Genomic DNA, 13,532 nt, shown 5'->3' on the forward strand with positions numbered 1-13,532 from the left:
CCGACCCATGGCCTCGCCGAAGATCGCCGTCCAGGGCGTGTTCGTCGCCGACCTCGCCTTCCGCGCCGCCCGGCTGCCGGTGATGGGCGAGACCCTGCTGTCGAACGGCTTCAAGCTCGGGCCCGGCGGCAAGGGCTCGAACCAGTCGGTCGCCGCGGCCCGGGCCGGTGCCGACGTCGCCTTCATCAGCAAGCTCGGCACCGATCCGTTCGGCGAGATGGCGCGCGGCCTCTATGCCGCCGAGGGGATCGATGCCGCTCATGTGCTGACCGACCCGGAGCGGCCGACCGGTGCCGCCTTCATCTTCGTCGACGGCAAGACCGGCGAGAACGCGATCATCATCGAGCCGGGGGCCGCGGCAGCCCTGACCGAGGCCGAGATGGAGGCCGCGGCGCCCGCCATCGCCGCGGCGCGGGTCTATGTCGCCCAGCTCGAGCTGCCGCTGCCGGTGGTGCGCCGGGGGCTGGAGATCGCGCGGCGGCACGGGGTGACCACGATCCTGAACCCGGCCCCGGCCATGACCCTGCCGGACGATCTCTACCCCCTGGTCGACTATCTGACCCCGAACGAGACCGAGGCCGAGAGCCTGGTCGATTTCGCGGTCGACAGCGGTCAGCAGGCGGCGCGGGCGGCGCAGGTGCTGCTGGACAAGGGCGTCGGCACGGTGATCGTCACCCTGGGGGCCAAGGGCGCTCTGCTGAAGAGCGGTTCGGACACCGCGCATGTGCCGGCCTTCTCGGCGGGAGAGGTGGTCGAGACCGCCGGGGCGGGCGACGCCTTCAACGGCGGTTTCGCCCTGGCCCTGGCCGAAGGCCGGCCGGTGGCCGAGGCGGTCCGCTTCGGCTGTGCCGTCGCCGGCCTCTCGGTCACCCGCCCGGGCACGGCGCCGTCGATGCCGCGGCGCGACGAGGTCGAGGCGCTGCTCCGCAAGGCCTGAGACTGCCGGCCTCATACGGGCCGGCCTCTGATTGTCATTTTATGCAAATGATCCGAGAATATCCGAGAAATATTGCGGTGATTATTGAGTTTTTTCTCCTGTCCATCTGCATAAATTCTTATTCTTCTCCACAATACGTGATAGCCTCCAAGCAGAGGCTCGAAACCGTCCAAAGAACGGTGGCGTCTGGGGATATCCAATTCCCTGGAGGAGGAGATGATGGCTTCGACAAATTCCTTGGATGGACTTCTGGACGGTGACGGTCTGCTTGGAGGACTGCTGGGCGGTCTTCTCGGCGAGGATGGTCTGCTCGGCGGCGTCCTGAGCGGCGTCGGCGGTCTGCTCGGCGGTGTGCTCGGGGGCGTCGGCGGCTTGCTGGACGGCCTGCTCGGCGGCCTGCTGGGCGGCGGCCTCAGCGGCCTGCTCGGCAATCTTCTCGGCGAGCTCGGCGACGCCGGCGGCCTGCTCGGTGAGCTGCTGACCCCCGACCTGATCGGCGGCGTGGTGTCCGGCCTGCTCGGCAATCTCGGCGGCCTGCTGGGCGGGGCGATCGGCGGCGTGCCGGTCGGCGACCTGCTGGACGGGCTGTTCGGCGATGGCGGCCTGCTCAGCCCCGACGGGCTGCTCGGCGGCCTCCTGGGCGAGGACGGGCTGCTGACCCAGCTGGTCGAGGTGCTGCAGGGCTCCGGCGACCTGGTCGGCTCGCTGCTCGGCCCCGACGGGCTGCTCGGCAATCTTGTCGACACGGTCGGCGGCCTCGCCGACGGGCTGGTGAGTGACAACGGCCTCGTCACCAGCCTGATCGGCGGCGTGCTCGGCGATGCCGGCGGGCTGTTCGACGACCTGACCGTCACCGGCATCATCGGCAACCTGCTCGACCCGGACGGCCTGATCGGCGGCATCCTGGCGGACCTCGGCGTCGGCACCGACATCGGCGAGATCATCGGCGGGATCTTCGCCCAGCTGCCGGGGCTGGATGTGCTCGACGGGCTGCTGACCGACGGCATCCTCGGCGGGCTGCTCGGCGATGTGCTGGGCCCGGACGGCAGCGGCCTCACCGATCTTCTGACCGGCATCCTCGGCAGCCTGTCGCCGGATGTCGTGCTGGACGAGCTGCTCGGCAGCGGCGGGGCTGCCGGCCTGCTGCAGAGCGTGCTCGGCGGCGGCATCGGCGTGCTCGACACACTGCTGACCGACGTGCTCGGCGGGGTGCTCAGCGGCAGCCTGCTGCAGGGCGACGGCGGCCTGATCGGCAACATCTTCGGCGAGTTCGGCATCCTCGGCGGCGACCAGCTCGGCCTGCGCGGCGCGCTCGGCGACGGTCTGGTCGGGGATGTGTTCAACACGCTGCTGGATGTCGGCGTGCTGGTGGCCGGGGGCGAGGTGATCAAGGTCGCCGGCCCGCTGGCCATCGCCGGGACCGTGGCCGACCTGCTGGCCGGCGACAACGGCCTGCTGCACGGGCTGGTGCCCGAGGCCGTGATCAACCAGGTCTTCGGCGAGAACGGCGTGATCGGTGCCGCGCTGGAAAGCCTGGTCGGCGGCGAGAACGGCCGCGACGGCCTGCAGGCCGTGCTCGACATGACGCTCACCAACATCTCCGACGTGGTCCAGGACCTGAAGGAGGTGATCGCCGAGCTGCAGGACCTCGGCGGCGGGGTGCCGCAGCTCGACGCCCTGATCACCTTGGCCGGGACGCTCGAGGGCATCGCCAATTCGTCCGGGGCGGTGCTGACCGAGCTGCATGCCGCGATCCGCGATATCGACGACATCCGGGTCGGCACCTCCGGCGCGGACACCATCGACGGCTGGCTCGGCGACGATCAGCTCGACGGCGGCGCCGGCAATGACCAGCTGTCCGGTGGCACGGGCAGCGACGTGCTGAAGGGCGGCGCCGGCACCGACAATCTCAAGGGCGGGCTGGGCGCGGATGTCCTGGTCGGCGGGGCCGGCACCGACACCCTGACCGGCGGCGGCGGCGGCGACACCTTCCGCTTCGGCGCGGCGTCGGACTCGGCGGTCGGCACCGGCCGCGACACCGTCGCCGACTTCAATCATGTCGAGGGCGACAGGATCGACCTGTCGGCGATCGACGCGAACACAACACTCGGAGCCTTCGGCAACCAGGCCTTCGTCTATATCGGCGCCCAAGCCTTCCATAATACCGCGGGCGAGCTGCGCTTCGCCGGCGGCATCGTGGCCGGCGACACCAATGGCGACGGCAGGGCGGATTTCGAGATCCGTGTCCAGACCCACGGCGAGCTGACGGCGGCCGACTTCGTGCTCTGACCGGCTTCCGGTTCCTGCGGCCGCGCGGCGTCCACCGCCGCGCGGCCCTTTTCATGCGTGGGACGGGTCCGGGCCGTCCCGGTTGATTTCCGTCGCGCGGAAGCCTATCTCAATCCTTATGAGAACACCGTGGACGAACCCGTTGGCGGCGCGTCGAACGCCGCTTCACGCCCGGGGCTGCTGACCTCGGGGGCGCTGGCCCCCAGATCCGAGCCGCCCCGCCGTCCGTTCTCGTCCTCGTCGCGCCCAGCGACCTATTTCCCAGCCCCAAGAATTCACGTCCCGGCCGCCCTGATGCGCCGGGCCGCACCCGAGCCCTCCGGAGACATCCCCGGAGCAGCCTGTCCAGAAGAAAGGAAACTCGGCATGTCCCGCAGAAGCCTGCCCAAGCGTCCGGAGATCCACGTCACCGCCGGCGACTATGATCGCCTCGCGGCGCTGGCCGACGCCGCGGCGGATGCCTTCCCGGCGATCGCCGACTTCCTGGCGGCGGAGCTCGACCGCGCCCAGATCATCGACGCGACCGCGGCCAAGGGCGTGGTCCAGATGCATTCGACCGTGGCCTACCGGGACGACGAGACCGGCGAGGAGCACACCGTCACCCTGGTCTATCCGGAGGAGGCCGATATCGAGGCCGGCCGGCTGTCGGTGCTGACCCCGGTCGGCGCCGCGCTGATCGGCCTGCGCCGCGGCCAGACCATCACCTGGATCACCCCTTCGGGCAAGCCGCGCAACCTGACCGTGGTCCGGGTCGAGCCGGCGGTCCGCCCCGGCCTGACCGCAGGCTAGCCCCTCAGCCCCGCCACCAGCCCGGCCAGGTCGTCCATATGCGGGCAGATCAGCCGGGCGCCGGCGGCGCGCAGCCGGTCGGCATGGCCGTCGCGGATGTGGCGGCCGCCCAGGAAGCCGATCACCGTCATGCCGGCGGCGACGCCGGCCGTGGTCCCGGTCACGCTGTCCTCGATCACCAGGCAGCGCCCGGGATCGACGCCGAGCTGCGCGGCCGCGTGCAGATACAGGTCCGGCGCCGGCTTCGGCCGGGCCACCGCTTCCGGCGTGTAGACATGCGCGCCGAACAGCCCGGTCAGGCCGGCGATCTCGAGCGAGCGGCGGACCCGGCCCAGATGGCTGTTCGAGGCCACCGCCATCGGCAGGCCCAGGCCCGCCAGCGCCGGCTGCACGCCCGGGATGGCGTCGAGGCTCAGCGCCAGCGCGTCGTCGATCACCTGCGCCATGCGCGGGCCGATATCCTCCGGAAACACCGTGCCGAAGCGCGCCGCCACCTGGCGCACGATATGCAGGTCGGGCGTGCCGACCAGTTGCTCCACCAGCTCCTCGACCGGCGCCTGCGGCTCGTAATGCGCGATCAGCTCCGCCACCGCCCGGCAGGCGATGATCTCGCTGTCGACCAGCACCCCGTCGCAATCGAAGATCACCGCCGAGATGCCGCCGGCCGACGGGGCAGGGGCGGCAGTCCGCACGGGGTCGACGGTGTCCATCACATCCTTCTCCATCCGGTTCCGCCGGTTGCGCCGGCGGGGCGAGTCACCATAACGTACGACAAGTCAACGAAGCCGCGCGACAGCGGCGCGGCGAGGGGAGGCATACACGGTGCGGGAGCCGATCAAGCACGCCTTCATCTGGCCGGCTTTCCTCGTCGTGCTGCTGGTCGGCATCTTCCCCCTCATCTACTCGCTGACGATCAGCTTCCAGAGCATGCGGCTGGTGCCGCCGCTGCCGCCGCGCTTCGTCGGGCTCGACAACTACGCCTCGCTGCTCGCCAACCCGCGCTTCTGGGCCACCGTGCGGACGACCGCGACCGTCGTCTTCCTGTCGGTCGCGGTGCAGTACGTGCTCGGCTTCGCCATCGCGCTGGCGCTGCATAGCAAGATTCCGGGCGAGCGTCTGTTCCGCGTCGGCTTCCTGCTGCCGATGCTGATGGCGCCGATCGCGGTGTCGCTGGTCGGGCGCATGCTGTTCCATTCGACCGTCGGGCCGGTCAACGACCTGTTCACCCAGTTCGGCCTGCCGAACCTGCCGTTCCTGACCAATGCCACCTGGGCGCTGGGCACCATCATCGCGGTCGAGGTCTGGCAGTGGACGCCCTTCGTCATCCTGATGATGCTGGCCGGGCTGCAGAGCCTGCCGCAGGACGTCTACGAGGCAGCGCAGCTGGAGAATGCCGGTTCCTGGCAGCAGTTCTGGGGCATCACCTTCCCGATGCTGCTGCCGATCTCGGCCGCGGTCGTCTTCATCCGCATCATCGAGGGCTTCAAGATCATCGACACGGTCTTCGTCCTGACCGGCGGCGGCCCGGGCGTGTCGACCGAGACCCTGACCCTGTTCGCCTATCAGGAAGGGTTCAAGAAGTTCAACCTGGGCTACACCTCGGCGCTCAGCTTCCTGTTCCTGATCGTGATCGTCGTCTTCGGCACGATCTATCTCGCGATCCTCAAGCCGCATCTGGAGAAGCAGCGATGAGCCGGGGCGATCTCCAGCGCGGCGGCACCCGGCGCGGCTTGGTCTTCGTGCTCTGCCTGGGCTGGTTCGTGGTGACGCTGTTCCCGATCTACTGGGCGCTGATCACCTCGTTCAAGCCGCCCACGGCCGTCAGCGGCGGGCCGACCTACCTGCCCTGGATCGATTTCGAGCCGACGCTGCAGGCTTGGATCGACGCCCTGACGGGCGTCCGCGGCAACTTCATCACGCCCTTCGTCAACTCCACCCTGATCGGGCTGTCGGCGACGGTGCTGTCGGTGGCCCTGGGGTCGATGGCCGCCTATGCGCTGGTGCGCTTCCCGTTCCGGATCCGGCTCCTGGCCGGCCTTGCCTTCGCCGTGGTCGCGATCGGCGGCTTCCTGCTGCTGCAGAACGTCCTCGGCCTGACCCGGGTGCCGGCGCTGGGCGGCGCGCTGGTGGCGGCGCTGGCGGTGTCGATCACGCTCAACGCGCTGCGCCTGCCCGGCCCGGTGCTGGGCAACGACGACGTCGTGTTCTGGTTCGTCAGCCAGCGCATGTTCCCGCCGATCGTCACCGCCTTCGCGCTCTACCTGCTTTATTCCGAGATCGGCAAGGCCGGGCTGCCGCTGCTCGACAGCTACTGGGGCATGACGCTGTGCTACACCGCGTTCTCGCTGCCGATCGTGGTCTGGCTGATGCGCGACTTCTTCCAGGCGCTGCCGGTCGAGATCGAGGAGGCGGCGCTGGTCGACGACGTGCCGCGCTTCCGCATCTTCCTCGAGATCGTGCTGCCGATGGCGCGGCCCGGGCTGATCGCCACGGCGATGATCACGCTCAGCTTCGTCTGGAACGAGTTCCTGTTCTCCCTGCTGCTGACCGCCGGGAGCTGGCAGACCCTGCCGATCATGCTGTCGGGGCAGAACTCCTATCGCGGCGACGAATGGTGGGCGATCTCGGTCGCCGCCATGATCTCGATCGGGCCGATGATGGTGATGGCGATTCTCCTGGCCAGGCTGATGCGATCCGGCCTGCTGCTGGGCAGCATCCGATGATCGCGAGACAGGGAGGTCCAAGAATGAAGAGCATGTTCCTCGCCGCCGCCGGCGCGCTCGCGCTGACCGCGGCGCTCCACGGCCCCGCCGCCGCGGCCTGCGACCCGGACTATTCCGGCGTGACGCTGACCGCGGGGTCGCAGACCGGGCCCTTCATCGCGCTCGCGCTGCAGATGGCGGCCAAGACCTGGGAGCAGAAGACCTGCGGCAAGGTCAATGTCGTCGAGTTCCCGTTCGGCGAGCTGTACCCGAAATACCTGACGGCGATGACCGCCGGCGAATCGACCTTCGACGTCATCACCTTCGCCCCGGCCTGGATGCCGGACTTCGCGCCCTACCTGTCGGAGATGCCGGACTCGGTCCGCCAGGGCAAGGACTGGGAGGACATCGCCCCGGTCTATCGCGACCGGCTGATGGTGTGGGACGGCAAGCACCTGTCGCAGACCATCGACGGCGACCTCCACACCCTGTCCTACCGAAAGGACCTGTTCGACGACCCGAAGGAGAAGGAGGCGTTCAAGGCCAAGTACGGCTACGACCTGGCGCCGCCGAAGACCTGGAAGGAATATTACGACATCGCCGAATTCTTCACCCGGCCCGACCAGAAGCTGTGGGGCACGGCGGAGGCGTTCCGGCGCGGCGGTCAGCAGTTCTGGTTCTTCTTCACCCATGCCGCCAGCTACACCAACGACCCGCAGAACCCGGGCAGCATGTTCTTCGACCCGGAGACGATGGACGCCCAGGTCAACAACCCCGGCTGGGCCAGGGCGCTGGAGGACTACATCAAGTCGGTGAGATTCTCGCCGCCGGGCGCGCTGAACTTCTCCTCCGGCGACATCCGCACCGCCTTCTCCGGCGGCCAGGTGGCGATGAACTTCGACTGGGGCGACACCGGCGTGATCGGCTCCGACAAGACGCAGAGCAAGGTGGCCGGCCATGTCGGTTCGGCCCTGACCCCGGGCTCGACCGAGATCTGGAACCACAAGACCAAGGCCTGGGACAAGTCCGACCAGCCGGTGTTCTCGCCCTTCATGGCCTTCGGCGGCTGGCAGGCGGCCGTGCCCTCGGCGGGCAAGAACGTCGAGGCCGCCTGGAACTACCTCGAATGGGTCTCGAACCCGGAGAACAGCGGCATCGCCACGGTGACCGGCGGCTCCGGCGTCAACCCGTACCGCCTGAGCCATTTCGCGCCGGACCGCTGGCTGGCCAAGATGACCAAGCAGGAGGCGGACGAATACCTGGCGGCCCAGCGCGGCAGCCTCGAGGCCAAGAACGTGGCCCTCGACATGCGCATCCCCGGCTACTTCTCCTACACCGAGGTGCTGGAGATCGAGCTGTCCAAGGCGCTGGCGGGCGAGACCACGCCGCAACAGGCGCTCGATACGATCGCCCAGGAGTGGAACAAGCTGACCGACGAGTTCGGCCGCGACACCCAGCTCGCCGCCTATCGCGCCTCGATGGGCCTGCCGCCCCTGAAGAAGTAGATCGGACCCGCCCCGCCGCTCATTGCGGCGGGGCGGCCTGCCGAAGCTCGAGACCCAAGGACATCATGGCCCGCGTCAGACTCGAAGCCGTCACCAAGAGCTATGGCGACGTGCCCGTCATCCCGTCGCTCGACCTCGAGATCGCGGACCGCGAATTCGTCGTGCTGGTCGGCCCCTCCGGCTGCGGCAAGACCACGACCCTGCGCATGATCGCCGGGCTGGAGGCGGCGAGCGGCGGCACCATCCGGATCGGCGACCGCGACGTCACCCAGCTGCGCCCCGGGCTGCGCAACTGCGCCATGGTGTTCCAGAACTACGCCCTCTACCCGCACATGACGGTGCGCGAGAACATCGGCTACGGCATGAAGGTGCGCGGCGAGCCGAAGGCGGCGATCGACGGCAAGATCAAGGAGGCGGCGCGCATCCTCGGCCTCGACCCCTATCTCGACCGCCGGCCGAAGCAGCTGTCGGGCGGCCAGCGCCAGCGCGTCGCCATCGGCCGCGCCATCGTCCGCGACCCGGACGTGTTCCTGTTCGACGAGCCGCTGTCCAACCTCGACGCCAAACTGCGCATCGAGATGCGGGCCGAGATCAAGGCGCTGCACCGGCGCCTCAAGACCACCATCGTCTACGTCACCCACGACCAGGTCGAAGCCATGACCATGGCCGACCGGGTGGTGGTGATGAACCAAGGCCGGATCGAGCAGGCGGCCGAGCCGCTGACCCTCTACGAGCGCCCGGCCAACCTGTTCGTCGCCGCCTTCATCGGCGCCCCCAGCATGAATTTTTTGCCCGCGACCCTGGTCGGCGACGGCGGCTTGCGCCTGGCGGACGGGACGGTGCTGCCGGTGCCCGCGGCCAAGCGCGCGGCGCTGGCGGGGCGCGACGGCCTGGCCGTCACCATCGGCCTGCGGCCGGAGCATGTGGCGGGCGGCGCCGCCGGCCCGGTGACGCTGCCGATCCTGCCGCGGGTGATCGAGCCGCTCGGCGCCCACACCCTGATCCTGGGCGAGGTGGCGGGGGCCAGGTTCACCGCCCAGGTCGACGCGCACTACCCGGCCCAGCCGGACGAGCCGACGACGATCAGCCTCGACCCGGAGCGGCTGCACCTGTTCCAGACGGAGAGCGGAAAGGCGCTGTGATGGCGATTGACCGGACAGAGAAAGCCATAAGCGAATGGCTGAAGGAGAAGGTCGAGGAGGCTTTCGCCGATCCGGGCCCCAGCGTACCGGCCCGCGACGTCTTCCGCCGGCTGCGGGCCTATCACGCCGCGCAGACCAAGTCCGATTCAGAGAGGCAGGTTGGGTTCGCATGGCGAACCCAACATCCCGCAACCAGCTGGAAAGTGTTGGGTTCGCGACCGCGAACCCAACCTACTCTGTCATTGTCCTAGGATCAGTGAGGGGCGGCCCAGCGGTCACGCCTTCGGCTTGCCGTAGACCCCGCGCAGGAAGAAATCCCAGATCGCGTAGACCAGGGCGGCGCCCCACAGGAACAGCCACAGCCGGTCGCCCAGCCACAGGAACTCCGCCGCCAGGGCGGCGATCAGGAAGACGACGATCAGCAGCCGGACCCAGAGGGGTTCGAGCCAGGGATGGGCTTGCGGCGTCGGCATCGTCTCCAGCGCGTCCGGCGGGGCAGGGGCGGGGAGAGTGGCATGGAGTATGTCCCGCATCCAGCGGCGTTTTGCGCCACGCCCGGCCGCGCTATGGTCGGGCCGGCGACATGAAAGGACCCTGCCGATGCCGAAGATCATCCTCGACTGCGACGTCGGCATCGACGACGCGCTGGCGATCCTGTGGCTGGCCGATCGGCCGGGGGTCGAGATCGCGGCGCTGGGCAGCGTGCACGGCAACGCCCGTGCCGAGGTCGCCGCGGCCAACGCGCAGCACGTGTTCGACCTGGTCGGGCTCGGCCATGTCCCGGTCGCGGTCGGGGCGGCGGCGCCGCTGGCTCAGCCGGTCAGCATCAGCGGCCATGTCCATGGCGACGACGGGCTCGGCGGCCAGGGGCCGAAGGCGCCGCTGCGGCCCTTCGCGGCCGAGACCGCGGCCGAGCAGCTGGTCCGCTTGGCACGGGCCGAGCCGGGCGCCCTTTCCCTCCTGGCCACCGGGCCGCTGACCAACCTGGCGCTGGCGCTGCATCTCGAGCCCGACCTGCCGAATCTCGTCGAGCGGGTGGTGGTGATGGGCGGCGCGGTGACGGTGCCGGGCAACATCACCGCCGCGGCCGAGGCCAACATCTTCCACGACCCGGAGGCGGCGGAGGCGGTGTTCGCCGCGTCCTGGCCGGTCACGCTGGTCGGGCTCGATGTCACCATGACCGCCTGGCTGGGCGAGGCCGAGCTGGCGCGGATCGAGGCCGATTCCCGGCCCCGCGGACGCTTCGCCTGGTCGATCCTGCAGCACTATGTCGGCTTCTACCACGGCCGCTACGGCATCCGTGGCTGCGCCCTGCACGACCCGGCGGCGGCGATGCTGCTGGTCGACCCCGGCCTCGCCGACACCACCGACTGGCCGGTCCGGGTCGAGCTGAGCGGCGACCTGACCCGCGGCATGACCCTGGCCGACCGGCGCGGCGTGCCCGAGGAGCAGGGGGCGGCGGGACGGCCCGCAATCCGGGTGGCGACCCGGATCGATCGCGACCGCGTGGTCGGCGGCTTCCTCGACGGGCTGCTGCGCTGACCGCGAAAGTCGACCGGCCGCTCTATTCTTGCCGATTGTCGCGATACAAGCGGTCGCGACACGGCTCTTGCCGAAAGAACCGCCAATCCGTTGCGCATGGATTGGTCGGATGATTATTCGGAAAGCACATGGGCCGGTCGCCGTTTGATTGAAATACCATACACCAGCGGCTTGCCGGCCGCGCCAAATCAAAAAAGCCGTGCATTCGTCGGGGATGTTCCATTAAATGACCCTCCCCCGGCGGCGCTTCGTCGGGACGACTTGCGGTTTCGCCCCGGCGAAGGCCGGGGCAAAAAGGGGAGGTTTCATGAAGGTTCGTACTCTGCTCGCGGCGGGGGCTGCGGCCGTGGCCGCGATGGGCTTTGCCGCCTCGGCCCAGGCCGGCGCCGTGCTCGATGCCATCAAGCAGAAGGGCTTCGTGCAGTGCGGCGTCAACACCGGCGCGCCCGGCATGTCGGTGCCCGACAGCCAGGGCAACTGGACCGGTCTCGACGCCGACACCTGCCGCGCCTTCGCGGCGGCGATCTTCGGCGATGCGACCAAGATCAAGTTCACGCCGCTGAACGCGCAGGTCCGCTTCACGGCGCTGCAGTCGGGCGAAGTCGACGTCCTGGCCCGCAACACCACCTATTCGCTGACCCGCGATACCGAGCTCGGCCTGAACTTCACCGCCATCAACTTCTATGACGGCACCGGCTTCCTGGTGCCGACGAAGCTGGGCGTCAAGAGCGCCAAGGAGCTGAACGGCGCCTCGATCTGCGTCCAGCCGGGCACGACCACGGAGCTGAATCTCGCCGACTGGTTCCGGGCGAACAAGCTGGATTTCACCCCGGTCGTGATCGAGCGGCTGGAGGACATCGAGGCCGCCTTCTTCTCCGGCCGCTGCGACGCCTACACCACGGACCTGTCCAGCCTCGCCGGCACGCGGGTCGCCAAGGCGCCCAACCCGGACGACTACGTGCTGCTGCCCGAGGTGATCTCGAAGGAGCCGCTGGCCATCGCCGTGCGCCAGGGCGACGAGCAATGGGCCGACGTCACCCGCTGGGTCTTCAACGCGCTGATCCAGGCGGAGGAGAGCGGCATCACCAGCAAGAACATCGACGAATTCAAGGACTCCCAGGACCCGACCGTCCGGCGCATGCTCGGCACCGACCCCGGCATGGGCAAGGCGCTCGGCCTGCCCGAGACCTGGGCCTATGACGCGATCAAGCAGGTCGGCAACTACGGCGAGATCTTCGACCGGAACGTGGGCAAGGACTCCGCCCTCAAGCTCCAGCGCGGCCTGAACGCCCTGTGGACCAACGGCGGGCTGCAGTACCCGCTGCCGATCCGCTGACATCGGACCGGGACTGCCGTCGGCTCCACCGCGGGCCGGCGGCGGGCCCGCGGACACCCGCAGGTCGGCTGAAGTGGCCCAGGCCGAGGATCATCTATGACCATAACTGTCTCCGGGGGATCCGGAAAAAGCGTCCGTCGCGGGCGCGCGCTCAACGATCCGCGACTGCGGTCGGTCGTCTATCAGATCATCATCCTCGCGGTCGTGGTGGGGGTCGGATGGTTCCTGATCTCGACCATGCTGCAGAACCGCGCCGCGAGCGGGATCGCGGTCGGCTATGACTTCCTCTACGGGCCCGCGAACATTCGGCTCAGCGACGATTCGCTGATCTCGTACGCTCCCTCGGACAACTGGATCCGCGCCCTCGAGGTCGGTGTTCTCAACACCCTGGTCGTCTCCGTTCTCGGCATCGTCCTGGCCACGATCCTCGGCACCGTGATCGGTATCGCGCGGCTGTCGGGCAACTGGCTGGTGGCGAAGCTGGCGGCCATCTATGTCGACGTTCTCCGCAACATTCCGCTGCCCATCCAGCTGCTCCTGTGGATCGGCCTGATCCGGTTCGCACCGCCGCCGAGGGACGCGATCGTTCTCCTGCCCGACGTCTTCATCAGCAACAAGGGCCTCCGGGTGCCCGCAGTGCAGAGCGACCCGATCTTCCTGTGGGTCGGCATCGCCGCGCTGGTCGGCCTCGTCGCAGCCTGGGGAATCGATCGCTGGGCCAAGGCGCGCCAGGCGGCGACAGGGCAGGTCTTCCCGAGCTTCCGGGTGGGGCTCGCCGTGTTCCTGGCCCTGCCGGTCGCGGTCTGGCTGATGGGCGGCGCCCCTGTGGTGCTCGAGCTGCCGGAGCTCGGCCGTTTCGATTTCACCGGCGGATGGACCCGCAGCCCCGAATTCGCGGCCGTGCTGATCGGGCTTTCGGTCTACACCGCCGCCTTCATCGCCGAGATCGTGCGCGGCGGCATCCTCGCGGTGTCGCATGGCCAGACCGAGGCGGCCCGCGCGCTGGGCCTGCATTCGGGCATCACCCTGCGGAAGATCATCCTGCCCCAGGCGCTGAGAACGATCCTGCCACCCTTGACCAGCCAGTATCTCAACCTGACCAAGAACTCCTCGCTCTCGGTCTTCGTCGGGTATTTCGACCTGGTGCTGGTGGGCAACACCATGGGCAACCAGACCGGCCGCTGGGTCGAGGCGATCTCGATCTACATGGCGATCTACCTGACGATCAGCCTCGCGATCTCGATCGGGATGAACGCCTATAACCGTCGCATGGCCTTGCGGGAGCGCTGA

Annotated in this window: 12 protein-coding genes; 10 read left to right on the forward strand and 2 right to left on the reverse strand. The window is 69.0% G+C overall.

Going from position 1 to position 13,532, the window contains the following annotated elements:
- The first annotated feature begins 7 nt into the window (after positions 1–7).
- The 3 genes from rbsK to rnk all read left to right on the forward strand — a co-directional run bounded on the left by rbsK (position 8) and on the right by rnk (position 4,015).
- The gene (gene rbsK / locus ACFW16_RS18355) at positions 8–937 is read left to right on the forward strand and encodes a ribokinase (protein WP_380307552.1); all 930 of its coding nucleotides are present in this window, start codon (positions 8–10) and stop codon (positions 935–937) included.
- Between the two features lie 237 nt (positions 938–1,174).
- Positions 1,175–3,226 carry a calcium-binding protein gene (locus ACFW16_RS18360; RefSeq protein WP_380307554.1) on the forward strand — a complete coding sequence of 684 codons (2,052 nt, stop codon included), beginning with the start codon at positions 1,175–1,177 and terminating at the stop codon, positions 3,224–3,226.
- A 366-nt stretch (positions 3,227–3,592) separates the two neighbouring features.
- Positions 3,593–4,015 carry a nucleoside diphosphate kinase regulator gene (gene rnk / locus ACFW16_RS18365; protein WP_380307556.1) on the forward strand — a complete coding sequence of 141 codons (423 nt, stop codon included), beginning with the start codon at positions 3,593–3,595 and terminating at the stop codon, positions 4,013–4,015.
- Here the strand turns inward: rnk and ACFW16_RS18370 are convergent.
- Complete coding sequence (locus ACFW16_RS18370; protein ID WP_380307558.1) at positions 4,012–4,725, reverse strand: HAD family hydrolase; 714 nt, start codon at positions 4,723–4,725, stop codon at positions 4,012–4,014. The two genes, rnk and ACFW16_RS18370, sit on opposite strands and share 4 nt — an antisense overlap.
- 112 nt (positions 4,726–4,837) lie before the next feature.
- Between ACFW16_RS18370 and ACFW16_RS18375 the strand changes: the two genes are divergently transcribed.
- The 4 genes from ACFW16_RS18375 to ACFW16_RS18390 all read left to right on the forward strand — a co-directional run bounded on the left by ACFW16_RS18375 (position 4,838) and on the right by ACFW16_RS18390 (position 9,364).
- Positions 4,838–5,707 carry a carbohydrate ABC transporter permease gene (locus ACFW16_RS18375; protein WP_380307560.1) on the forward strand — a complete coding sequence of 290 codons (870 nt, stop codon included), beginning with the start codon at positions 4,838–4,840 and terminating at the stop codon, positions 5,705–5,707.
- Positions 5,704–6,738: a carbohydrate ABC transporter permease gene (locus tag ACFW16_RS18380; protein WP_380307562.1), complete on the forward strand. Its 1,035-nt coding sequence runs from the start codon at positions 5,704–5,706 to the stop codon at positions 6,736–6,738. The genes ACFW16_RS18375 and ACFW16_RS18380 overlap by 4 nt, the downstream gene beginning before the upstream one ends.
- Positions 6,739–6,761: 23 nt before the next feature.
- A complete protein-coding gene (locus tag ACFW16_RS18385) occupies positions 6,762–8,222 on the forward strand; it encodes an extracellular solute-binding protein (protein WP_380307564.1) in 1,461 nt (486 codons plus the stop codon).
- Between the two features lie 65 nt (positions 8,223–8,287).
- The gene (locus ACFW16_RS18390) at positions 8,288–9,364 is read left to right on the forward strand and encodes an ABC transporter ATP-binding protein (RefSeq protein ID WP_380307566.1); all 1,077 of its coding nucleotides are present in this window, start codon (positions 8,288–8,290) and stop codon (positions 9,362–9,364) included.
- A gap of 275 nt (positions 9,365–9,639) precedes the next feature.
- On the opposite strand, the gene ACFW16_RS18395 is transcribed toward ACFW16_RS18390, so the two are convergent.
- Positions 9,640–9,837, reverse strand: coding sequence for a hypothetical protein (locus tag ACFW16_RS18395; RefSeq protein ID WP_380307568.1), 198 nt, complete (start codon positions 9,835–9,837; stop codon positions 9,640–9,642).
- A 127-nt stretch (positions 9,838–9,964) separates the two neighbouring features.
- On the opposite strand from ACFW16_RS18395, the gene ACFW16_RS18400 reads away from it, so the two are divergent.
- The 3 genes from ACFW16_RS18400 (at position 9,965) to ACFW16_RS18410 (ending at position 13,532) form a co-directional block, all read left to right on the forward strand.
- The gene (locus tag ACFW16_RS18400; protein ID WP_380307570.1) at positions 9,965–10,906 is read left to right on the forward strand and encodes a nucleoside hydrolase; all 942 of its coding nucleotides are present in this window, start codon (positions 9,965–9,967) and stop codon (positions 10,904–10,906) included.
- A 307-nt stretch (positions 10,907–11,213) separates the two neighbouring features.
- A complete protein-coding gene (locus tag ACFW16_RS18405) occupies positions 11,214–12,242 on the forward strand; it encodes an amino acid ABC transporter substrate-binding protein (protein WP_380307572.1) in 1,029 nt (342 codons plus the stop codon).
- Between the two features lie 96 nt (positions 12,243–12,338).
- Positions 12,339–13,532, forward strand: a complete 1,194-nt coding sequence (locus ACFW16_RS18410) for an amino acid ABC transporter permease (RefSeq protein ID WP_380307574.1) — start codon at positions 12,339–12,341, stop codon at positions 13,530–13,532.

It is taken from the genome of Inquilinus sp. NPDC058860 (assembly GCF_042743185.1).
Taxonomy (GTDB): domain Bacteria; phylum Pseudomonadota; class Alphaproteobacteria; order DSM-16000; family Inquilinaceae; genus Inquilinus.

Coding starts and splice junctions, on each gene's coding strand:
- rbsK (WP_380307552.1), top strand. CDS start 8: ATGGCCTCGCCGAAGATCGCCGTCCAGGGCGTGTTCGTCGCCGACCTC.
- rnk (WP_380307556.1), top strand. CDS start 3,593: ATGTCCCGCAGAAGCCTGCCCAAGCGTCCGGAGATCCACGTCACCGCC.
- ACFW16_RS18370 (WP_380307558.1), bottom strand. CDS start 4,725: ATGGACACCGTCGACCCCGTGCGGACTGCCGCCCCTGCCCCGTCGGCC.
- ACFW16_RS18380 (WP_380307562.1), top strand. CDS start 5,704: ATGAGCCGGGGCGATCTCCAGCGCGGCGGCACCCGGCGCGGCTTGGTC.
- ACFW16_RS18385 (WP_380307564.1), top strand. CDS start 6,762: ATGAAGAGCATGTTCCTCGCCGCCGCCGGCGCGCTCGCGCTGACCGCG.
- ACFW16_RS18390 (WP_380307566.1), top strand. CDS start 8,288: ATGGCCCGCGTCAGACTCGAAGCCGTCACCAAGAGCTATGGCGACGTG.
- ACFW16_RS18395 (WP_380307568.1), bottom strand. CDS start 9,837: ATGCCGACGCCGCAAGCCCATCCCTGGCTCGAACCCCTCTGGGTCCGG.
- ACFW16_RS18400 (WP_380307570.1), top strand. CDS start 9,965: ATGCCGAAGATCATCCTCGACTGCGACGTCGGCATCGACGACGCGCTG.
- ACFW16_RS18405 (WP_380307572.1), top strand. CDS start 11,214: ATGAAGGTTCGTACTCTGCTCGCGGCGGGGGCTGCGGCCGTGGCCGCG.
- ACFW16_RS18410 (WP_380307574.1), top strand. CDS start 12,339: ATGACCATAACTGTCTCCGGGGGATCCGGAAAAAGCGTCCGTCGCGGG.